At 57.8% G+C, this 19,874-nt stretch carries 19 protein-coding genes; 12 read left to right on the forward strand and 7 right to left on the reverse strand.

Annotated features, from left to right (window positions below):
- The first annotated feature begins 22 nt into the window (after window positions 1-22).
- Together glgA and glgP are read left to right on the forward strand one after the other, a co-directional pair.
- Window positions 23-1,456, forward strand: coding sequence for a glycogen synthase GlgA (gene glgA, locus LAC65_RS00955; RefSeq protein ID WP_039381887.1), 1,434 nt, complete (start codon window positions 23-25; stop codon window positions 1,454-1,456).
- A gap of 22 nt (window positions 1,457-1,478) precedes the next feature.
- On the forward strand, window positions 1,479-3,926 hold the full coding sequence (glgP, locus tag LAC65_RS00960; RefSeq protein WP_039381888.1) for a glycogen phosphorylase: 2,448 nt from the start codon (window positions 1,479-1,481) through the stop codon (window positions 3,924-3,926).
- 70 nt (window positions 3,927-3,996) lie between these two features.
- Here glgP and LAC65_RS00965 read toward each other — a convergent pair whose 3' ends face one another.
- The gene (locus tag LAC65_RS00965; RefSeq protein ID WP_039381890.1) at window positions 3,997-4,551 is read right to left on the reverse strand and encodes a DcrB family lipoprotein; all 555 of its coding nucleotides are present in this window, start codon (window positions 4,549-4,551) and stop codon (window positions 3,997-3,999) included.
- 113 nt (window positions 4,552-4,664) lie between these two features.
- The gene (locus LAC65_RS00970; protein ID WP_224144801.1) at window positions 4,665-5,330 is read right to left on the reverse strand and encodes a 7-cyano-7-deazaguanine/7-aminomethyl-7-deazaguanine transporter; all 666 of its coding nucleotides are present in this window, start codon (window positions 5,328-5,330) and stop codon (window positions 4,665-4,667) included.
- A 249-nt stretch (window positions 5,331-5,579) separates the two neighbouring features.
- Here LAC65_RS00970 and tusA point away from each other — a divergent pair, with 249 nt between their 5' ends.
- Window positions 5,580-5,831, forward strand: a complete 252-nt coding sequence (gene tusA, locus LAC65_RS00975; protein ID WP_039381895.1) for a sulfurtransferase TusA — start codon at window positions 5,580-5,582, stop codon at window positions 5,829-5,831.
- Here tusA and LAC65_RS00980 read toward each other — a convergent pair.
- Complete coding sequence (locus LAC65_RS00980; RefSeq protein ID WP_039381898.1) at window positions 5,809-8,091, reverse strand: zinc/cadmium/mercury/lead-transporting ATPase; 2,283 nt, start codon at window positions 8,089-8,091, stop codon at window positions 5,809-5,811. The genes tusA and LAC65_RS00980 overlap by 23 nt on opposite strands.
- Window positions 8,092-8,183: 92 nt before the next feature.
- Complete coding sequence (locus tag LAC65_RS00985; protein WP_039381901.1) at window positions 8,184-8,813, reverse strand: lysoplasmalogenase; 630 nt, start codon at window positions 8,811-8,813, stop codon at window positions 8,184-8,186.
- A gap of 159 nt (window positions 8,814-8,972) precedes the next feature.
- Between LAC65_RS00985 and LAC65_RS00990 the strand changes: the two genes are divergently transcribed.
- Window positions 8,973-9,329 (forward strand): DUF2500 domain-containing protein, encoded by a 357-nt coding sequence (locus tag LAC65_RS00990; RefSeq protein WP_039381903.1) that lies wholly within the window; start codon window positions 8,973-8,975, stop codon window positions 9,327-9,329.
- A gap of 39 nt (window positions 9,330-9,368) precedes the next feature.
- Here the strand turns inward: LAC65_RS00990 and LAC65_RS00995 are convergent, their stop codons facing one another.
- A complete protein-coding gene (locus LAC65_RS00995) occupies window positions 9,369-9,638 on the reverse strand; it encodes a DUF1145 family protein (RefSeq protein WP_039331733.1) in 270 nt (89 codons plus the stop codon).
- Window positions 9,628-10,227 carry a 16S rRNA (guanine(966)-N(2))-methyltransferase gene (gene rsmD, locus LAC65_RS01000; RefSeq protein WP_039381905.1) on the reverse strand — a complete coding sequence of 200 codons (600 nt, stop codon included), beginning with the start codon at window positions 10,225-10,227 and terminating at the stop codon, window positions 9,628-9,630. Before rsmD ends, LAC65_RS00995 begins: the two co-directional genes overlap by 11 nt.
- Window positions 10,228-10,455: 228 nt before the next feature.
- On the opposite strand from rsmD, the gene ftsY reads away from it, so the two are divergent.
- The 4 genes from ftsY (at window position 10,456) to rpoH (ending at window position 14,763) form a co-directional block, all read left to right on the forward strand.
- The gene (ftsY, locus tag LAC65_RS01005; protein WP_039381907.1) at window positions 10,456-12,006 is read left to right on the forward strand and encodes a signal recognition particle-docking protein FtsY; all 1,551 of its coding nucleotides are present in this window, start codon (window positions 10,456-10,458) and stop codon (window positions 12,004-12,006) included.
- Window positions 12,007-12,011: 5 nt separating this feature from the next.
- Window positions 12,012-12,680, forward strand: a complete 669-nt coding sequence (ftsE, locus tag LAC65_RS01010) for a cell division ATP-binding protein FtsE (protein ID WP_039385683.1) — start codon at window positions 12,012-12,014, stop codon at window positions 12,678-12,680.
- On the forward strand, window positions 12,670-13,665 hold the full coding sequence (gene ftsX, locus LAC65_RS01015; protein ID WP_039381910.1) for a permease-like cell division protein FtsX: 996 nt from the start codon (window positions 12,670-12,672) through the stop codon (window positions 13,663-13,665). Before ftsE ends, ftsX begins: the two co-directional genes overlap by 11 nt.
- Window positions 13,666-13,905: 240 nt before the next feature.
- A complete protein-coding gene (gene rpoH, locus LAC65_RS01020; RefSeq protein ID WP_039381911.1) occupies window positions 13,906-14,763 on the forward strand; it encodes an RNA polymerase sigma factor RpoH in 858 nt (285 codons plus the stop codon).
- Window positions 14,764-14,834: 71 nt separating this feature from the next.
- On the opposite strand, the gene panM is transcribed toward rpoH, so the two are convergent.
- Window positions 14,835-15,230, reverse strand: a complete 396-nt coding sequence (panM, locus tag LAC65_RS01025) for an aspartate 1-decarboxylase autocleavage activator PanM (protein WP_039381914.1) — start codon at window positions 15,228-15,230, stop codon at window positions 14,835-14,837.
- A 401-nt stretch (window positions 15,231-15,631) separates the two neighbouring features.
- On the opposite strand from panM, the gene LAC65_RS01030 reads away from it, so the two are divergent.
- The 4 genes from LAC65_RS01030 to livG all read left to right on the forward strand — a co-directional run bounded on the left by LAC65_RS01030 (window position 15,632) and on the right by livG (window position 19,873).
- Window positions 15,632-16,759: a branched-chain amino acid ABC transporter substrate-binding protein gene (locus LAC65_RS01030; protein ID WP_071668459.1), complete on the forward strand. Its 1,128-nt coding sequence runs from the start codon at window positions 15,632-15,634 to the stop codon at window positions 16,757-16,759.
- Window positions 16,760-16,914: 155 nt separating this feature from the next.
- Window positions 16,915-17,841, forward strand: a complete 927-nt coding sequence (livH, locus tag LAC65_RS01035) for a high-affinity branched-chain amino acid ABC transporter permease LivH (RefSeq protein ID WP_039381919.1) — start codon at window positions 16,915-16,917, stop codon at window positions 17,839-17,841.
- The gene (locus LAC65_RS01040) at window positions 17,838-19,109 is read left to right on the forward strand and encodes a high-affinity branched-chain amino acid ABC transporter permease LivM (protein ID WP_039381921.1); all 1,272 of its coding nucleotides are present in this window, start codon (window positions 17,838-17,840) and stop codon (window positions 19,107-19,109) included. Before livH ends, LAC65_RS01040 begins: the two co-directional genes overlap by 4 nt.
- Window positions 19,106-19,873: a high-affinity branched-chain amino acid ABC transporter ATP-binding protein LivG gene (gene livG, locus LAC65_RS01045; RefSeq protein ID WP_039381923.1), complete on the forward strand. Its 768-nt coding sequence runs from the start codon at window positions 19,106-19,108 to the stop codon at window positions 19,871-19,873. Before LAC65_RS01040 ends, livG begins: the two co-directional genes overlap by 4 nt.
- Window position 19,874 lies beyond the last annotated feature (1 nt).

A 19,874-nucleotide genomic window follows, 5' to 3' on the forward strand; every position in this document is an offset into this window, starting at 1 on the left:
GATAACATAATAGGGGTTCAGGATGCAGGTTTTACATGTCTGTTCAGAGCTTTTTCCGCTGCTGAAAACGGGCGGGCTGGCTGATGTCGTCGGCGCATTACCGCAGGCGCAAATAGCCGATGGTACGGATACGCGGGTACTGATCCCGGCGTTTCCGGATCTGCGTAAAGGAATTCCTGATACTGACGTGGTGGCGGAGCTGCAAACTTTTGCCGGGCCCGTGCGCCTGCTGTTCGGGCAGTACAACGGTGTCGGTATTTATCTGATTGATGCGCCAGGACTGTATGACCGTCCCGGCAGCCCCTACCACGACACGTCGCAGTTCGCATACGTAGACAACTATCTGCGTTTCGCACTGCTGGGCTGGATGGGTGCCGAGCTGGCCAGCGGAGTAGATGGCCTGTGGCGTCCGCAGATTGTGCACGCGCATGACTGGCATGCCGGTCTGACCTGCGCCTATATCGCCGCGCGCGGCAATCCGGCTAAAACGGTCTTTACCGTACATAACCTTGCCTATCAGGGGCTGTTTAACGCCCGGCATCTGGATGAGATTCAGATCCCGCGCGAATATTTTGGCATGCATGGCCTGGAGTTTTACGGCCAGATCTCTTACCTCAAGGCTGGTCTGTTCTTTGCCGATCACATCACGGCGGTCAGTCCGACCTACGCGCTGGAGATCACCCGACCGGAGTTTGGTTATGGCATGGAAGCGCTGCTGGAGCAGCGTCTGCGTGAAGGTCGTCTGAGCGGTATTCTCAACGGTGTGGATCCGGGCATCTGGGATCCGGCTCATGACCTGCTGCTGACCGCCCGTTATGACCGCGAAACCCTGGAAAGCAAAGCGGAAAACAAACGTCAGCTGCAGATCGCCATGGGACTGAAGGTCGACGATAAAGTGCCGATTTTCTGCGTCATCAGCCGGCTGACAAAACAGAAAGGGCTCGATCTGGTGCTGGAAGCGCTGCCGGGTCTGCTGGCGCAGGGCGGGCAGCTGGTGCTGCTGGGTCAGGGCGACGCCGAACTGCAGCAGGGTTTCCTTGCGGCCGCGGCGGAACACCCCGGCAGCGTAGGCGTGCAGATTGGCTATCACGAAGCGTTCTCACACCGCATTGTTGGCGGTGCCGATGTGATTATGGTTCCCAGCCGCTTTGAACCCTGCGGGCTGACGCAGCTCTATGGCCTGAAATATGGCACGCTGCCGCTGGTGCGTCGTACCGGTGGCCTGGCCGATACCGTACAGGATAGCTCTCTGGAGAACCTGGCGGATGGTGTTGCCAGCGGCTTCAGTTTTGAAGACAGCAATGCCTGGTCACTGCTGCGGGCTATTCGTCGCGCCTTTGTACTCTGGTCACGGCCTTCACTGTGGCGCTATGTTCAGCGCCAGGCCATGGCGATGGATTTCAGCTGGCAGGTGGCTGCGCAGGCCTACCGCGATCTTTATCAACGTATGCTGTAATTGAGAGATTGGGAGTCCGGATATGAATGCACCTTTCACCTACGCCTCACCCACGCTGACGGTTGAAGCGCTGAAGCACTCAATCGCCTATAAGCTGATGTTTACGATTGGCAAAGATCCTTCAATCGCGAATAAGCACGAGTGGCTGAACGCCTCGCTGCTCGCGGTGCGCGACCGTATGGTGGAGCGCTGGCTGCGTTCCAGCCGTGCGCAGCTGTCGCAGGATGTGCGTCAGGTTTACTACCTGTCGATGGAGTTCCTGATGGGCCGCACGCTGGGCAATGCGCTGCTGGCGATGGGCATTTATGACGATCTCAATCAGGCGCTGGATGAGATGGGACTCAATCTCAGCGAACTGATGGAAGAGGAGAACGATCCCGGACTCGGCAACGGCGGCCTTGGTCGTCTGGCCGCCTGCTTTTTAGATTCGCTGGCAACGTTAGGCCTGCCGGGACGCGGTTACGGCATCCGCTATGACTACGGTATGTTCCGGCAGAACATTGTCGACGGCCAGCAGCGTGAGTCGCCGGACTACTGGCTGGAGTATGGCAATCCGTGGGAATTTCAGCGCCATAATACCCGCTATAAAGTGCGTTTCGGCGGTCGTCTGCAGCATGAGGGCGCGCGCGTTCGCTGGATTGAAACGGAAGAGATTGTCGCGATGGCGTACGATCAAATCATTCCCGGTTTTGACACCGATGCCACCAATACCCTGCGGCTGTGGGGGGCGCAGGCGAGCAATGAGATCAATCTCGGCAAGTTTAACCAGGGCGACTACTTTGCGGCCGTCGAGGACAAAAATCATTCCGAGAACGTTTCGCGGGTTCTCTATCCGGATGATTCAACCTACTCAGGACGCGAGCTGCGGCTGCGTCAGGAGTACTTTCTTGTCTCCTCTACGGTGCAGGATATTCTGCATCGCCACTGGAAAATGCATGAAACCTGGGACAACCTTGCTGACAAAGTCGCTATCCATTTGAACGACACGCATCCGGTTCTGGCGATCCCGGAGCTGATGCGGCTGCTGATTGATGAGTATAAATTCAGCTGGGATGACGCGTTTGAAGTCACCTGTCAGATCTTCTCCTATACCAACCATACGCTGATGAGCGAGGCGCTGGAGACCTGGCCGGTAGATATGATCGGCAAAATTTTGCCGCGTCACCTGAGTATTATTTTCGAGATCAACGATTACTTCCTGAAGACGATTCAGGAGCACTATCCCGACGACTGGGATCTGATGTCGCGCATCTCGATTATTGATGAGAATGATGGCCGCCGCATCCGTATGGCGTGGCTGGCGGTGGTGGTGAGTCACAAAGTAAACGGCGTCTCTGAGCTGCACTCCAATTTGATGGTGCAGTCGCTGTTTGCCGACTTTGCCCGGCTCTTTCCGGGACGTTTCTGCAACAAGACCAACGGCGTGACGCCGCGTCGCTGGCTGGCGCTGGCGAATCCGGCGCTCTCCGGCGTGCTGGATGAAACCATTGGCCGCACCTGGCGCACCGATCTGTCACAGCTCAGCGAGCTGCAGCCGCATATCGACTACCCGGCGTTTATTCGCCAGGTTGCCGATGCCAAATTTGCCAACAAGCAGCGGCTGGCGGCATGGGTCGCCAAAAATATGGATATCGTGCTCAATCCGCACGCGCTGTTCGATGTACAGATCAAGCGTATTCACGAGTACAAACGGCAGCTGCTTAACGTGCTGCATGTGATCACCCGCTATAACCGGATCAAAGCCGATCCCGATGCCAGCTGGGTGCCGCGCGTAAATATTTTTGCCGGTAAAGCCGCCTCGGCCTACTACGTGGCAAAACACATTATCCATCTGATCAACGATGTGGCTGACGTGATCAACAACGATCCGCAGGTAAAGAACAAGCTGAAAGTGGTGTTTATTCCTAACTACGGCGTCAGCCTCGCGCAGATCATCATTCCGGCGGCCGATCTTTCCGAGCAGATCTCCACGGCGGGTACTGAGGCCTCCGGCACCAGTAACATGAAGTTTGCGCTAAACGGCGCGCTGACCATCGGCACGCTGGATGGCGCAAACGTGGAGATGCGCGAGCACGTGGGCGCAGAGAACATCTTTATCTTCGGCAACACCACTCCACAGGTTGAGCAGCTGCGCAAAGAGGGCTACAACCCGCGCAAATACTTTGAGGAAGATGCTGAACTGCATCAGGTGCTGACGCAGATTGCCACCGGCGTCTTCAGCCCGCAGGAGCCGGGACGTTACCGTAACCTGTTTGATGCGCTGGTTAACTTTGGCGACCATTATCAGCTGCTGGCGGATTACCGCAGCTATGTGGATACGCAGGATAAAGTGGATAAGCTTTACCGGCAGCCGGATGAGTGGCAGCGGCGTGCAGCGCTGAATATTGCCGGTATGGGCTACTTCTCGTCAGATCGCACCATTCAGGAGTATGCGGATGAGATCTGGCATATTTCGCCGGTGCGGTTATAAAAAAGGTCGCCATGAATGGCGACCCTGCAAAATATGGCCCGATGCGCATTAATGCGCATCGGGTAACGGCTTACTTCAGCGTAATGCTCTTCACAATGCTGTCTGCATCGCTCTGCGCCTGCTGCTGATTCTCTGCCGGCAGGGTGATCTGCAGCGTCAGCAGCTGATTATCGACTTTTGCCAGCACCACCGTTGACCACGATGTCTGGTTGTTAGCGGAAATCACCGTATCCAGCTGCTGTGCCGGCTGGTCTTTCAGCGTTACCGCTTTATTCGACACCACCTGCAGCTGCGGATCGCGATTGCGCTGCTGCTGCTCCAGACGTTTTGAGAGCGTCTCAAGTGAGTCACTGGTCGGGTCGCCGGCAATCACGATAATGGCGCGCTGGCCGGTTTCATTAGCGTAGACGTGCATATTGGTGGATTCAGAGCCGAGTTTACCGCTCTTATCAGACATGCCCGCAGGCAGCGTAAAGCTCAGTTTCCCTTCCATCAGATTCACCGTCTGAGCGGACTGGCTGACGCTGGTACCGCTGTTGTCAGCAGCATCCTCTTTTTTCTGATCGCACGCCGCCAGGCCCAGCACCAGCAGGCCGATACCTGCATACTTCACTACGTTGCGCATTCTGTTCCCTTTTACAATTCCAGTCTGGCTTATACAAACGGAATCGGCGGTCAAAAGCAACCGCCGATGTGTCAGGAAATCTTAGCGCACCGCGCCATTTCGTCTATGGCACATTAGCCGAAATTGATCTGGCGGGCCTGATGCCGTTCCGCCATGCGCTTCAGGGCGGCATTCAGCAGCAGGCCGTAGGCGGGCAGGAAGAAGATCAGGCAGATCAGCACTTTGAAGCTGTAATCCACCAGGGCAATCTCGACCCAGTGCGCTGCCATGAAGGGATCCTGGCTCTTATAAAAAGCGATAAAGAAAAAGGCCAGCGTATCGCTGACGTTGCCGAGAAACATGGCGCAGGCTGGCGCTATCCACCACTGCGGCAGCTGGCGCAGACGGTTAAAGGCGTGAACGTCAAGGATTTGACCCAGCGCATAGGCCATAAAGCTGGCGCAGGCGATACGGGCGACAAACAGATTGACCTGCTGCAGCGACGCCCAGCCCTGCCATGCCCCCTGATAAAAGAGGCAGGAGATAGCGTACGAGATAAATAGCGCCGGGATCATCACCGCGAGAATAATGCGTCGCGCGAGCGGGGCGCCAAAAATACGCACGGTCAGGTCGGTTGCGAGAAAAATAAAGGGAAAGCTGAACGCACCCCAGGTGGTATGAAAACCGAAAATAGCGACCGGCAGCTGAACCAGATAATTGCTGGAGGTGATCACCAGCAGATGAAACAGCGACAGCCAGAAAAGGGCGTGCATGCGCTGACGCGCAGAAAAAGCGATCATATTGAGCCTTTTTTAACAATGGGGTGAGGGAACCCATCCCTTCATCGTTCGCATTTTTGCTGCGCTGGCTGCGCGTGCTAAAAGACTAACGATTTTGGGGACTAAGCAACGGTATTGAAAAATCGGACGGCATCTTAACCCGTTGCGCAATTTATGCAACGGTTAATTTTAACGCAATCGTTGTCGCCTTGCGCTGCGGAAATGGCGAGCTAGAATGAGCATCCCTGTTTACTGACCGATAAGAGAATCATGAGCGATCCTTTCTCCGCACCCGACCATACGCTGGACGCGCTGGGCCTGCGCTGCCCTGAACCCGTGATGATGGTACGCAAGACGGTACGCACGATGCAGGCGGGTGAAACGCTGCTGATTATTGCCGACGATCCGGCGACTACGCGCGATATCCCCGGCTTCTGCCGCTTTATGGATCACGATTTACTGGCACAGCAGACCGAAGCGCTGCCGTACCAGTATCTGATCAGGAAAGGCGCGGAGGCCTGACGGGGGGCTGGCGCAGCAGACGCAGAGCGTTTGCGGTCACCAGCGCCGTAGCGCCCGAATCGGCCAGCACTGCCAGCCACAAGCCGGTTAAGCCGAGCAGCGTCGTGAGCAGAAACAGCGCCTTCAGCCCCAGCGCCAGCGTAATATTCTGCAGTACGATGGCGCGGGCGCGTCGCGCCAGCGCGACGGTCTGCGGCAGAAGGGTCAGGCGGTTCTGCGTCAGCGCAGCGTCGGCCGTTTCCAGCGCCACGTCGGTGCCGCTGCCCATAGCAATCCCGATAGCCGCCGCTTTCATCGCTGGCGCATCATTAATGCCGTCACCTACCATCGCCAGCGGCTGCTGCTGGCTCAGCGCGCGTACAGCACTGACTTTGTCTGCCGGCAGCAAACCCGCCCGATATTCAATATTAAGTTCTGCCGCTATGGCGGCGGCCGCACGCGGGTTATCACCGGTCAGCATGACGCTGGCGATCCCCGCGGCTCTGAGCTGATCGATAGCCGCCGCAGCCTCTTCACGCAGCCGATCCTGCAGCGCCAGCAGCCCCAGCGGCCGATCTGCCTGCAGCAGGATCACCACCGTGTTGCCCTCGCGCTCGTACTCCATCACACGCTGCCGCTGCTGCTCGCTCAATCCCGGCGCGGCACGCGGTGTCAGCAGCTGATAAGGGACGCCGTCGATGCTCGCGCGAATGCCGCTGCCCGCCAGCGCCTGCTGCTGTTGCGCATCCGGCAGAATCAGCTGCCGTTTCGCGGCTTCTGCGACAATTGCCTGCGCCAGCGGATGCCCGGACCCGCGCTCTGCCGCCGCCGCGAGGCGCAGCAGCGCCGCTTCGTCAGTCTGACCAAAAGCGTGGATCGCCGTAACCTGCGGTTTACCCAGGGTCAGCGTGCCGGTTTTGTCGAAGGCGATAACCTGCACGCGGCTCAGCTGCTCCAGCGCGGCGCCACCTTTAAGCAGCACGCCCTGACGCGCGGCAGAGGCCAGCGCTGAAGTCACCGCCGCCGGCGTTGAGATCACCAGCGCGCAGGGGCAGCCAATCAGCAGCAGCGTCAGCCCTTTATAGATCCACGGCTGCCACTCTCCCAGGCCAGAGAGCGGCGGGACCACCATCACCAGTAGCGCCAGCAGCATAATGGCCGGCGTATAGATGCGGCTAAAGCGATCGATAAAGCGTTCTGCCGGTGCGCGATGGCTCTCCGCTTCATCGATGAGCTGCAGGATACGATCGATAGCGCTCTCTCCCGGCAGAGAGGTCACTTTTATCTGCACCAGCCGATCAACGCTGGTGGCGCCCGCCATCAGCCGATCGCCGGGCTGATGGCTCACCGGCAGGGACTCACCGGTTAATGCGCTTTCATCAAAGCTGGCGCTGAACTGCAGCAGCTCGCCATCAACCGGCAGGCGGCCGCCGGCGGCAACTTCAATAATGTCGCCCGGCTGCAGCGCCGCCAGCGGGACCGCAACGCGCTGCGCGCCCTGCAGCCGTGTCGCACGCTCCGGACGCAGCGCCATCAGAGCGGTCACACCGCGTCGCGCCTGCGCTGCGGCCCAGGCCTCAAGCCGCTCACCGATTAAAAACAGCAGCAGCACCATCGCAGCTTCGGCATGAGCGCCCGTTACCAGCGCGCCGGCTGCAGCCGCCGTCATCAGCGTTTCGATTGAGAAAGGCGAGCCGCTGCGGATCCGCTGCCAGGCGCTGTGCGCGACCGGCAGGAGACCGGCCAGCGCGGTCGCAACAAACAGGCGATCGCCCCAGATCGGTGACTGCTGACTTATCAGCCAGCTCGTCAGCATCAGCAGTGCCAGCAGCAGCAGCGCGGCGCGATCGCGCCAGCATGAAGTCGCCGGCGGGGGAGCGGGGGCATCAGCGGCGTGCAGCCTGAAGCCCGCCTGTTTTACCGCCTGTTCTATAGCGGCCTGCATGGCAGCGGGAGCGCAGACTTCCAGCTTTTCACTGGCAAAAATCACGCGCGCCTGCGTGACCTGCGGCAGCTTTTGTACGGCGGTTTCGATAGTGCGCGCGCAGCCCGGGCAGTCCATCCCGGTAATTCGCCAGCGCAGTGCAGGCTGCCCGTTAGCAGAGCCTCTGTGTTCATCCGCGTCAGCTGGCGCCGCGCTTCCGGCACAGCAGGCGGTGCCGGTTGTGACGGGCGTGGTCAGACGGGTGAAGCGGGCCGCGGGCAGGGGGCGCACGGCAGCGTGTGGCCGCAGTTTGCTGCCCGGCCGGTCACAGCCGCAGGGGGAAATCTGTTGATGCATGGAGCCTCCGGTATCAGTAACGGGCAGCTGCCCGTTACTGAAGGCTACACTCTGGAGTCAGCTCCAGAGTCAAGCCCGGAATGGCCGGATTATCAGGAGAGCCAGAGTGAACGCACGATCATAAAATGACCGGCAAAATAGCAGGCGGCGACAATGGCGCTGTCAGCGCTGAAGCGGCGGCGATAATGTGAAATAAACCAGATAATATTGGCCAGCAGCAGCAGGCCCGCACCAATCAGCAGCGAGAAACTGTAGTCGGTCGGACGGAAAAAGTAGTTTTCAGCCGCCATCCAGTTCATCACCAGCGTCATGCCAATCAGGGTACAGATGGGCCAGCGCAGCTCCTCCAGCCGCGTCCAGAGCAGCGCAATGACCGCAACGCCGATAATCAGAAACGTCAGCGGAATAGGCCAGTAGAAGCTCATGGTCATATGGGCGGTAAAACTGATGGTGTAGAGCAGATGCGAAAGGAAAAACGCGCCCAGCGCATAAAGCATTTGCTGTCGGGGCAGCAGCATCAGCGCATCGCCTGCCAGCGTGGCAATCAGTCCGGCAAGGATCAGATAGTCAGTGGTGTTCACGGCCGGTGCCTGCCAGGCCCAGGCAACCAGCAGCAGCAGGGTAACAGGTTTAAACAGCCAGCGTTGCCACTGCGGACCGCGATAGGAGGCATCCACATAAAGCCAGCCGGAAAAAAGTACTGCAAGGAAAGACCAAAGCATTTTTTCTCCCTTTTGTAGACCAGATGTCCACACTGTTGAAATATCCCAGACTCTCTTTGAGTTTAAGTTACCGCTGGCAAATGTGACAATCGGGCAACTCTGGTTGTATGCTTTAGCTTCTTTTTTAATGATCAAATGAAGTGAAGTGCGAGCAAAAACATGAGCAAACCACCGCTAATCTTTTTTATCGTCCTGGCGATTATCGCCATTCTGGCGACCCGGCAGTTTATCAAGCAGCGGCGGGAAGCTGCGGTTAACGACGCCTCCCCGGTACGATCGCTGACCGTGCAGGTAAAAACCAAGCGTGAATATCCGGCACCGAATCGTCGTTCGCGTCAGCGCGAAGAGATTGCCGGTGAAGAGATGAAATATGAAGCCTGGTTTCATCCGCTGAACGGGGCGAGCGACATTAAAACCGCGGTCAGCGCCAGCGATTATCACCAGATGGATAAGGGCGTAAAAGGCGAGCTGAAGATGCAGGGCAGCCGTTTTGTCAGCTTTACCCCCGCGCGCTGAAACCGGAGCGCTGGCAAAGGTACCCCGGTTAGCGCCGGATCACATCTTCGGATAGTGCTTTTTCTGCCAGGCGAGCAGCTCAAATACCCCGAAAAAGAAAATCTTAGCCTGCGTGGCGCCGCTCAGCTTCGGCGCCTCTTTAGGCTGGGTGGCGCGCAGCAGCACCAGCTGCAGTCCATGCATAATCACCATGAAAAACAGGGCGACATGCACAAAATAGCGCAGCGGTGTGGGGAAAGGGTGCACCAGATTAAGCAGCAGAAAAGCCCAGACGCAAATCATCAGTAACCGTCCCAGATTAAGCCACATCATGCGCCTCCTGTTGGCGTTGATAGAGTCGATAGGCGACCTGACCGGCGATCTTCTCCCGGTAAAGCTGCCAGCTGGCGGGCACGTCAGGCGCCCCCTGTTCCACTTCACTTTCCACGTAAATCAGCGCGTCTGCGCTCAGCCACTGATTGCGCTCCAGCAGCGCCAGCGTCTCCGCCAGCAGCCCTTTGCGAAAGGGTGGATCGACAAATACGATATCAAAAGCTTCGCCAGGCTGCGCCAGCCACTGCAGCGCGCTGGTCTGCACCACCGTCGCCTGCGTGGCGCGCAGCGTGTCGACATTGCGCGACAGCTGCTGCGCTACGCTGCGCTCCAGCTCCAGCAGCGTGACTGAACCCGCATAGCGCGACAGCGCTTCGAGACCCAGCGCGCCGCTGCCGGCGAAGCAGTCGAGGCAGCGCGCCTGCGGAAGATCGGGCGCCAGCCAGTTAAACAGGGTTTCGCGTACGCGATCGGTCGTGGGGCGCAGGCCTGCGCTATCCGGCACCGGAAGTTTACGGCCGCGCCACTGGCCGCCAATGATGCGGATCTGGCCAGCGCCGCCGCCGCTGCGGGGTGATTTACTCATTTTGCTCACAACTCGTCATAATTTGTTGCGTAGTTTAACGGGCGCGACAGGCAGAAGAAACGTAAAAAAGGGTGCTGTGGTGCGGTGGCCGGAAAGTGTTAGACTATTGAACGATACAAGCGTGCGTAATTCGCTGATTTTACGCCGCAGAAAGCTAAAAAACTGAATTTATATCCCCTGGGGACAGCGTGCTACCGGGAATAAGCCATCGAGGAGTGTAGTTACACAATGGCAAAAGAGAAAAAACGCGGCTTTTTTTCCTGGCTGGGATTTGGCAAGGAAGAGCAGGCACCCGCCCCGGCTGAAGAGCAGGTAAAAGAGCAGCCTGCAGAGGAGGCTCAGCCCGCTGCCGCTGAAGAGAGTGCGTCAGAGCGTGCCGAAGCGCAGGCAGCAGAAACCGTTGCGCTGACGGAGCAACTGGCGAAAGAGCAGGCGGCAGCAGATCAGGCAGCCCGGCATGCGCTGCCACCTGAAGAGGCCATCATCACCGCGCAGCCGGAGGAGATCCTGCCGGAAGAGGAGTCTGAACTGGCGCCGCTGCCGGTTGCTGAAGAGACCCTGCCGCAAGAAGAACCTGAACTGGCGCCGCTGCCGGAAGAGATACCGGCTGCCACTGCCGGGGAGCCACCGCTGACAGCCGCCGTCGCGCCGGAGCCGGTTCTGCCCGGCGATGAAAGCCAGCTGGCGGAAGCGGAACCTCTGGCAGATGAGGATGCGCCGCTCAGCGATGAAGAGCTGGAGGCACTGGCGCTGGCGGAAACCTACGCTGAAGACGCCGCTGCAGACTCTGCAGACACCGTAAGCGATCTTCCGCTGGCGGCCGCGCCTATTGTGGCGCAGGAGCAGGAGCGTCCGACTAAAGAGGGCTTTTTTGCGCGCCTCAAGCGCAGCCTGGTTAAAACGCGCACCAACCTTGGCTCAGGTTTTATCAGCCTGTTTCGCGGTAAAAAGATTGATGACGACCTGTTTGACGAGCTGGAAGAGCAGCTGCTGATTGCGGATGTGGGCGTGGAAACTACTCGCCGGATTATCACCAGCCTGACTCAGCAGGCGAGCCGCAAACAGCTGCGCGATGCTGAAGCGCTCTATGGTCTGCTGAAGGCGGAAATGGCCGGCATTCTCGATAAAGTCGATGCGCCGCTGGATGTCAGTGGCAAAACGCCGTTTGTGATCCTGATGGTCGGCGTAAACGGCGTCGGCAAAACCACCACTATCGGTAAACTGGCGCGCCAGTATCAGGCGGAAGGCAAATCGGTGATGCTGGCTGCCGGCGATACCTTCCGTGCCGCTGCGGTCGAGCAGCTGCAGGTGTGGGGAGAGCGCAATCATATTCCGGTTGTGGCACAGCATACCGGTGCGGATTCCGCCTCGGTGATTTTCGATGCTATTCAGGCGGCGAAGTCGCGCAATGTGGATGTGTTAATTGCGGATACCGCTGGTCGCCTGCAGAACAAATCGCACCTGATGGAAGAGCTGAAAAAAATCACCCGCGTGATGAAGAAGCTGGATGAGGATGCGCCGCATGAAGTGATGCTGACGTTAGATGCCAGCACCGGACAGAATGCGGTGAGTCAGGCAAAACTGTTTAATGAAGCGGTAGGGCTGACCGGTATCGCCCTGACCAAGCTGGACGGCACGGCGAAGGGGGGCGTTATCTTCTCCATTGCCGATCAGTTCGGCATTCCTATTCGCTATATCGGTGTCGGAGAAGGCATCGAAGATTTACGGCCATTTAAGGCCGAAGACTTTATTGAGGCACTGTTTGCCCGAGAGGAATGATTGGCATGATTCGCTTTGAAGAAGTCAGTAAGGCTTATCTGGGAGGGCGCCAGGCGCTGCAGGGCGTTGATTTTCATCTGCGTCCCGGCGAAATGTCCTTCCTGACCGGACACTCCGGCGCGGGTAAAAGTACCCTGCTGAAGCTGATTTGCGGCATTGAGCGTCCGAGCGCCGGGCAGATCTGGTTCAGCGGGTACGATATCTCTCGCCTGCGTCACAGCGAAGTGCCGTTTCTGCGGCGCCAGATTGGCATGATTTTCCAGGATCACCATCTGCTGATGGATCGCTCTGTCTATGACAATGTGGCTATCCCGCTGATTATTTCCGGCGCCAGCGGCGAAGATATCCGCCGTCGTGTTTCAGCGGCCCTGGATAAAGTCGGCCTGCTCGACAAAGCGAAAAGTTACCCGATTCAGCTCTCCGGCGGTGAACAGCAGCGCGTGGGTATTGCGCGCGCGGTGGTTAATAAACCCGCCGTACTGCTGGCAGATGAACCCACCGGTAACCTCGATAATGCGCTGTCAGAAGATATCCTGCGCCTGTTTGAAGAGTTCAACCGGGTTGGGGTAACGGTACTGATGGCAACCCACGATCTGGGGCTGATCGCGCGGCGTAACTACCGCGTGATGACGCTGAATCAGGGACGTCTGCACGGAGGCCACGATGGTCAATAAACGCAACAAGCGCCCGGCGGCGGCCAGACCGGCAAAGCAGCCTAAAACCCCGTCAAAGCGCAAAGCGCTGAAAGGTGGCTGGCAGGAGCAGTGGCGCTACGCCCTGCGCGGTACCCTGTCTGATATGTGGCGCCAGCCGCTGGCAACGCTGCTTACCGTTATGGTTATCGCGATTTCACTGACGCTGCCCAGCGTCTGTTACATGGTGTGGAAAAACGTCAGCCAGGCGGCCACCCAGTGGTATCCGGCGCCGCAGCTGACGGTCTATCTCGACAAGACGCTGGACGACAGTGCGGCAGAAAACGTCACCGCACAGCTTAAGCAGCTGGAAGGCGTCGACAGTGTGAACTACCTGACGCGCGACGAGGCGCAGAGTGAGTTTCGCAACTGGTCTGGTTTTGGCGGCGCGATGGATCTGCTGGAGCAAAATCCGCTGCCGGCGGTGGCCATCATCACGCCGAAGCTTAATTTCCAGAACTCAGACACTATGGCAAGCCTGCGCGATCGGGTGGCAAAAGTGCAGGGCGTGGATGAAGTACGGATGGATGACAGCTGGTTTGCCCGTCTGGCGGCGCTGACCGGTCTGGTCGGGCAGGTGGCCTCTATGATCGGTCTGCTGATGATTGTGGCAGTGTTCCTGGTGATTGGTAACAGCGTCCGGCTCAGCATCTTTGCCCGGCGTGACACCATCAACGTCCAGAAGCTGATTGGCGCAACGGATGGCTTTATCCTGCGGCCGTTCCTCTATGGCGGTGCGCTGCTCGGTTTTGCCGGTGCGCTGCTGTCGCTGGTGCTGTCTGAAGTGCTGGTGCTGCGACTGCAGTCGGTGGTGGCGCAGGTCGCGTCGGTGTTTGGCACCGCCTTTACGCTTGAAGGTTTTGCGTGGGACGAAGGCCTGCTGCTGCTGCTGATTGCCGCCATTATTGGCTGGATTGCTGCCTGGCTTGCCACTGTACAACATTTACGCCGATTTACGCCGCAGTAACCCATGGCAACGATTTTTTGATATACTCTTCCTCTGCCGCCAGCGATGCAGGCGCAGAGGAATGCTCCGATTTTCCCCGCTGTCACCTGTGTGTAAAATATTCACTGCTATAATTGAACTTGTGGATAACCCTGGCGTCTAATTAGCACAGATTGCTGTTGGTTTTCGCCTGACGTTGACATACTGTAGCGTCTGCGTAAGGACACGCGCAGCAACTCCATTGAATTTGTGAGGGTTTGAATGACCAAAGAAATGCAAACTTTAGCGATTGCTCCTCTGGGCAACCTGGAATCTTACGTTCGGGCTGCCAACAACTGGCCGGTATTGACGGCAGAAGAGGAAAAAGCACTGGCTGAGCGGCTGCATTACCAGGGCGATCTGGATGCAGCGAAAACGCTGATCCTGTCACACCTGCGCTTTGTTGTTCACATCGCACGTAACTATGCAGGTTATGGTTTGCCACAGGCGGATCTGATTCAGGAAGGCAACATCGGCCTGATGAAAGCGGTGCGCCGTTTTAATCCGGAAGTGGGCGTGCGCCTGGTCTCATTTGCAGTGCACTGGATCAAAGCAGAGATCCACGAGTACGTGCTGCGCAACTGGCGCATTGTCAAAGTCGCTACTACCAAAGCGCAGCGTAAGCTGTTCTTTAACCTGCGTAAAACCAAGCAGCGTCTGGGCTGGTTTAATCAGGATGAAGTTGACATGGTGGCGCGTGAACTCGGCGTCAGCACGAAAGATGTGCTGGAGATGGAGTCGCGTATGGCGGCACAGGACATGACCTTTGATATGTCCTCTGACGATGAGGCGGGCGACGGCAAGCCAATGGCTCCCGTACTCTACCTGCAGGATAAAACATCAGACTTCGCTGACGGTATCGAAGAGGATAACTGGGACGCCCACGCAGCGGATAAGCTGAGTGATGCGATGCTCAGCCTGGATGAACGCAGTCAGCATATCATCCGTGCCCGCTGGCTGGATGATGACAATAAAACCACGCTGCAGGAGCTGGCCGACCGCTATGGCGTTTCAGCAGAGCGCGTGCGTCAGCTGGAAAAGAATGCGATGAAAAAGCTGCGCATGGCGATTGAAGCCTGACAGTTCGCAGACGGTAATAAGGGCAACCTCAGGGTTGCCCTTTTTTATGTCCGCCATCCGGCCGCGTAACGCTACTCTGCCACTTTTACCCAGCCATCTGCCTGCGCGCGGAAGCCACACGCCTGCATAAACGCCGCCCGGATCCCCTGGTCAGCATAGCCATCATCCGCAATCCACCAGTGATCCTGCGAACCATTCTGCGCCAGAGTCTCCTCCAGTAAGTAACGCCCGACGCCGCGCCGGCGCGTAGCCTCACGGACTTCAAAGTGCGTGATTTTGCCGTGGGTACCGCGGATTTCCAGCTGCAGCGCGCCCAGCAGCCGATCGTTAAACCGCGCGGCATAGAGCCGCTGCGTATCACTCAATGTCTTTTCCAGCTGCGCAATATCCTGCTGTGGCCAGATTTTAGCGAGATCGATGCGATCCTGCGGCGTAAGTGAAACGATACGCTGAATAGTGAGTTTCATAACCCGTACCTGTACTGGCAGAAAGGGCATAGTGTAGCGAATTTATACAGTCAGAGCGCTGTCACTTTTTTGCGATAAAAACAGGTCAAATGGCAGACACTTTGCCAGGATTGTGGAGTAAGCCCGCAACGATTGCCGAATAAGCCAGCATAACGCGCTACCCTGGTGCACAAATTACGGCCATAACCTCCAGAGTATTATGCTGTTCAGGCCGCTCATTACTGAATATGTCAGTTGATTTACAGCAGAAAATTCCTGTTTAATAACCTGAAAATAAAGCTGTTTTAACAAAAAAAGCCAGATAAGAACGCTAACTCCTTCTATCTGAATCAGTTTCCTCTTTCACTGGCTGAAATAAAACCAATCACAACAGACACGACATAACAGATGGGGAAGTACGCATGAAGATGAGTAAAGGACGCGCGTTACTGGCGGGCTGCGTTGCACTGGCAATGAGCCATGCCGCGCTGGCTGCCGATATTAAAATCGCTATCGTGGGTGCAGCAACCGGCCCGGTCGCGCAATATGGTGATATGCAGTTCACGGGTGCAGCGCAGGCGATCAAAGATATTAATGCCAAAGGCGGCGTAAACGGCGACAAGCTGGTTGGCGTGGAGTATGACGACGCGTGCGACCCGAAACAGGCGGTTGCGGTGGCGAACAAAGTGGTTAACGACGGCATTAAATATGTTATCGGCCATCTCTGCTCCTCTTCTACGCAGCCTGCGTCTGACATCTATAACGATGAAGGCATTCTGATGATCACGCCGGCCGCCACCGCCCCTGAACTGACGGCGCGTGGCTATGCTGACGTTATGCGCACTACCGGTCTGGATTCCGATCAGGGGCCGACGGCAGCGACCTATATTCTGGAGCAGATCAAGCCGAAGCGTATTGCCGTTGTGCATGACAAGCAGCAGTACGGCCAGGGTCTGGCGGAGTCCGTGCAGAAAACCCTGAAGGCCAAAGGTGGCAACGTGGTGCTGTTTGAGGGCATCACCGCCGGCGATAAAGATTTCTCCACGCTGATTGCCCGCCTGAAGAAAGAGAACGTCGATTTTGTTTACTACGGCGGCTACTACCCGGAGCTGGGGCAGATCCTGCGCCAGGCAAAAACTGCCGGCCTGAAAGCGGGCTTTATGGGACCAGAGGGCGTGGGTAACGCCTCACTCTCCAATATTGCTGGCGATGCGTCAGAAGGGCTGTACGTCACGCTGCCAAAGCGTTATGACCAGCTGCCGGAGAACAAAGCGATCGTTGATGCCATTAAGGGCAACAGCGCTTCAAACCGCAAAGATCCGACCGGCCCGTTTGTCTGGACCACCTATGCCGCAATCCAGTCGCTGGTGGCGGGCATTGAGCGCAGCAAAAGCGATGAGCCCGATGCGATTGCAAAAAACCTGAAAGAGGGCGCACCGGTGCCAACCGTGATGGGCAACCTGAGCTGGGATCAGAAAGGCGATCTGAAAGGGTTCGAGTTCGGCGTGTTTAAATGGCACAAAGATGGCTCATCAACCGCAGTGAAATAAGCGCTGTTAACCGGTTCTACCGCATAGCGTAACTATCTCCCCCTCCCGTGCGCGGGCGGGGGCAGGGAGCTGGCAGACGCGCCGCGAGCGGTTTGCTGCCCTGACCCTTTCTTACCCCAGAGAGGGAATCTCTGATCCACTTGCAGGTCCTCATTATGTCCGAGCAGTTTCTCTATTTTATTCAGCAGATGTTCAACGGGGTCACCCTCGGGAGCACCTATGCGCTGATCGCGATTGGCTACACCATGGTGTATGGCATTATCGGCATGATCAACTTCGCCCACGGCGAGGTTTACATGATCGGCAGCTATGTCTCTTTTATTGTCATTGCCGCCCTGATGATGATGGGCATTGATACCTCGTGGCTGATGATCGCCGCCGGTTTTATCATGGCAGTGATCATCTCCAGCGCTTACGGCTGGAGTATTGAACGCGTTGCCTATAAGCCGGTGCGCGCTTCCAAGCGGCTGATTGCGCTTATCTCCGCCATCGGGATGTCTATTTTCCTGCAAAACTACGTCAGCCTGACCCAGGGCTCGCGCGATCTGGCGCTGCCCAGTCTGATCACCGGCCAGTGGACATTGGGTGAAAGCAACGGCTTCGCCGCCACGCTCACGACCATGCAGCTGGTGATCTGGGTAGTGACGTTTCTGGCAATGCTGGCGCTGACGCTGTTTATCCGCTATTCGCGTATGGGCCGCGCCTGCCGCGCCTGCGCAGAAGATCTGAAAATGGCCAGCCTGCTGGGCATCAATACCGACCGCGTCATTTCGCTGACCTTTGTGATTGGTGCGGCTATGGCAGCGGTTGCTGGCGTGCTGCTGGGGCAGTTCTACGGCTCAATCAACCCGTTTATCGGCTTTATGGCCGGCATGAAAGCATTTACTGCAGCGGTGCTGGGCGGTATCGGCAGTATTCCGGGCGCCATGATTGGCGGACTGGTACTCGGCATTGCGGAAGCGCTGACGTCAGCTTACCTCTCGACGGAATATAAAGATGTGGTCTCCTTTGCGCTGCTGATCGTGGTATTGCTGGTGATGCCAACCGGTATCCTGGGCCGCCCGGAGGTAGAGAAAGTATGAAGCGTCTCGGGCTGCTTAACGCCGTGCTTTCCGCGGCAATGCTGCTGGTACTGGCCAGCTTCTTTATGGGCATGCGTCTCGACCTGGATGGCACCCGGCTGATTGTGGTCAGCGCGGGCGAGGTTCGCTGGAACTGGATCTTCGCTGGCTGCGCGGTGGTCTTTATCTTTCAGCTGCTGCGTCCGCTGTTTTCAGGCCGGTTTCACCGCAGCGGTAAAGCCTTTGTGCTGCCGGCGTTTGATGGATCTACCGCGAAGCAGAAACTGCTGATGGCGCTGCTGATCGTCGCTGCCGTTGCGTGGCCGCTGTTTGCCTCACGCGGCAGCATCGACATTGCTACGCTGACGCTGATCTACGTCATGCTGGGACTGGGGCTTAACGTGGTGGTTGGCCTCTCCGGACTGCTGGTGCTGGGCTACGGCGGTTTTTATGCCATTGGCGCCTATACCTTTGCGCTGCTGAACCACTACTACGGTTTTGGCTTCTGGGAGAGCCTGCCGCTGGCGGGCATCGTGGCGGGCGCCTTTGGCCTGATGCTGGGATTTCCGGTGCTGCGCCTGCGCGGCGACTATCTGGCGATTGTCACGCTCGGTTTCGGTGAAATCGTGCGTATTCTGCTGCTGAACAGTACGTCGATTACCGGCGGGCCGAACGGTATCGCGCAAATCCCCAAACCCGGCCTGTTTGGCATTGAGTTTGGCCGCCGCGTCAGCGAAGGGGGCTGGACGACGTTCCACGAGCTGACCGGGCTTGCCTACAACCCCAATCACCGCGTGATTTTCCTCTATCTGGTCGCGCTGCTGCTGGTGGTACTGACGCTATTTGTGATCAATCGCCTGCTGCGTATGCCGCTGGGGCGCGCATGGGAAGCGCTGCGCGAAGATGAGATCGCCTGCCGCTCGCTGGGGCTGAGCCCGACGCGCATCAAGCTGACCGCCTTTACCATCAGCGCCGTATTTGCCGGTTTTGCCGGGACGCTGTTTGCAGCGCGCCAGGGCTTTGTCAGCCCGGAGTCGTTTACGTTTGTTGAATCCGCTTTTGTGCTGGCTATCGTGGTACTGGGCGGGATGGGGTCTCAGCTGGCGGTGATCCTCGCGGCGATCCTGCTGGTGGTATCGCGTGAACTGATGCGCGATCTTAATGAGTACAGCATGCTGGTGCTGGGCGGCCTGATGGTGCTGATGATGATCTGGCGTCCGCAGGGGTTGCTACCGATGAAGCGTCCGCATCTGAAACTGAAAAAGAGCAAACAGGGAGAGCAGGCATGAGTCAGCCTTTATTAGCCGTTGAAGGCCTGATGATGCGTTTTGGCGGCCTGCTGGCCGTCAACAATGTGGCACTGGCGCTGCATCCGCAGGAAATTGTTTCGCTTATCGGACCCAACGGTGCCGGTAAAACCACCGTGTTTAACTGCCTGACCGGCTTCTATAAGCCGACCGGCGGCACCATTAAATTGCGCGATCGGCCGCTGCAGGGCCTGCCGGGACAGAAAATCGCGCGCATGGGCATTGTGCGCACGTTTCAGCACGTGCGGCTGTTCCGTGAGATGACGGTGATTGAAAATCTGCTGGTGGCGCAGCATCAGCATCTGAAAAGCGGCGTCTTTTCCGGCCTGTTAAAAACACCGGCGTTTCGCCGCGGTGAGAGCGAGGCGCTCGATCGCGCAGCCATCTGGCTGGAGCGTATCGGCCTGCTGGAGCTGGCAAACCGCCAGGCGGGTAATCTGGCTTACGGCCAGCAGCGCCGGCTGGAAATTGCCCGCTGCATGGTCACGCGCCCGGAGATCCTGATGCTGGACGAACCGGCCGCGGGCCTTAACCCGCGTGAAACGCATGAGCTGGATGCGCTGATCGCCGAGCTGCGCAGCGAGCACAAGGTATCAGTACTGCTGATTGAACACGATATGAAGCTGGTGATGGGCATTTCCGACCGCATCTACGTGGTCAATCAGGGAACGCCGCTGGCGAACGGTACACCGGAACAGATCCGCAACAACCCGGACGTGATCCGGGCTTATTTAGGTGAGGCGTAAG

This window comes from Pantoea eucrina (genome assembly GCF_020079945.1).
Lineage (GTDB): Bacteria > Pseudomonadota > Gammaproteobacteria > Enterobacterales > Enterobacteriaceae > Pantoea > Pantoea eucrina.

What these genes read in the sequence shown, in the direction of transcription:
- glgA (WP_039381887.1), top strand. Translation starts at nt 23, where the DNA reads ATGCAGGTTTTACATGTCTGTTCAGAGCTTTTTCCGCTGCTGAAAACG.
- glgP (WP_039381888.1), top strand. Translation starts at nt 1,479, where the DNA reads ATGAATGCACCTTTCACCTACGCCTCACCCACGCTGACGGTTGAAGCG.
- LAC65_RS00965 (WP_039381890.1), bottom strand. Translation starts at nt 4,551, where the DNA reads ATGCGCAACGTAGTGAAGTATGCAGGTATCGGCCTGCTGGTGCTGGGC.
- LAC65_RS00970 (WP_224144801.1), bottom strand. Translation starts at nt 5,330, where the DNA reads ATGATCGCTTTTTCTGCGCGTCAGCGCATGCACGCCCTTTTCTGGCTG.
- tusA (WP_039381895.1), top strand. Translation starts at nt 5,580, where the DNA reads ATGAGCGATCCTTTCTCCGCACCCGACCATACGCTGGACGCGCTGGGC.
- LAC65_RS00980 (WP_039381898.1), bottom strand. Translation starts at nt 8,091, where the DNA reads ATGCATCAACAGATTTCCCCCTGCGGCTGTGACCGGCCGGGCAGCAAA.
- LAC65_RS00985 (WP_039381901.1), bottom strand. Translation starts at nt 8,813, where the DNA reads ATGCTTTGGTCTTTCCTTGCAGTACTTTTTTCCGGCTGGCTTTATGTG.
- LAC65_RS00990 (WP_039381903.1), top strand. Translation starts at nt 8,973, where the DNA reads ATGAGCAAACCACCGCTAATCTTTTTTATCGTCCTGGCGATTATCGCC.
- LAC65_RS00995 (WP_039331733.1), bottom strand. Translation starts at nt 9,638, where the DNA reads ATGTGGCTTAATCTGGGACGGTTACTGATGATTTGCGTCTGGGCTTTT.
- rsmD (WP_039381905.1), bottom strand. Translation starts at nt 10,227, where the DNA reads ATGAGTAAATCACCCCGCAGCGGCGGCGGCGCTGGCCAGATCCGCATC.
- ftsY (WP_039381907.1), top strand. Translation starts at nt 10,456, where the DNA reads ATGGCAAAAGAGAAAAAACGCGGCTTTTTTTCCTGGCTGGGATTTGGC.
- ftsE (WP_039385683.1), top strand. Translation starts at nt 12,012, where the DNA reads ATGATTCGCTTTGAAGAAGTCAGTAAGGCTTATCTGGGAGGGCGCCAG.
- ftsX (WP_039381910.1), top strand. Translation starts at nt 12,670, where the DNA reads ATGGTCAATAAACGCAACAAGCGCCCGGCGGCGGCCAGACCGGCAAAG.
- rpoH (WP_039381911.1), top strand. Translation starts at nt 13,906, where the DNA reads ATGACCAAAGAAATGCAAACTTTAGCGATTGCTCCTCTGGGCAACCTG.
- panM (WP_039381914.1), bottom strand. Translation starts at nt 15,230, where the DNA reads ATGAAACTCACTATTCAGCGTATCGTTTCACTTACGCCGCAGGATCGC.
- LAC65_RS01030 (WP_071668459.1), top strand. Translation starts at nt 15,632, where the DNA reads ATGAAGATGAGTAAAGGACGCGCGTTACTGGCGGGCTGCGTTGCACTG.
- livH (WP_039381919.1), top strand. Translation starts at nt 16,915, where the DNA reads ATGTCCGAGCAGTTTCTCTATTTTATTCAGCAGATGTTCAACGGGGTC.
- LAC65_RS01040 (WP_039381921.1), top strand. Translation starts at nt 17,838, where the DNA reads ATGAAGCGTCTCGGGCTGCTTAACGCCGTGCTTTCCGCGGCAATGCTG.
- livG (WP_039381923.1), top strand. Translation starts at nt 19,106, where the DNA reads ATGAGTCAGCCTTTATTAGCCGTTGAAGGCCTGATGATGCGTTTTGGC.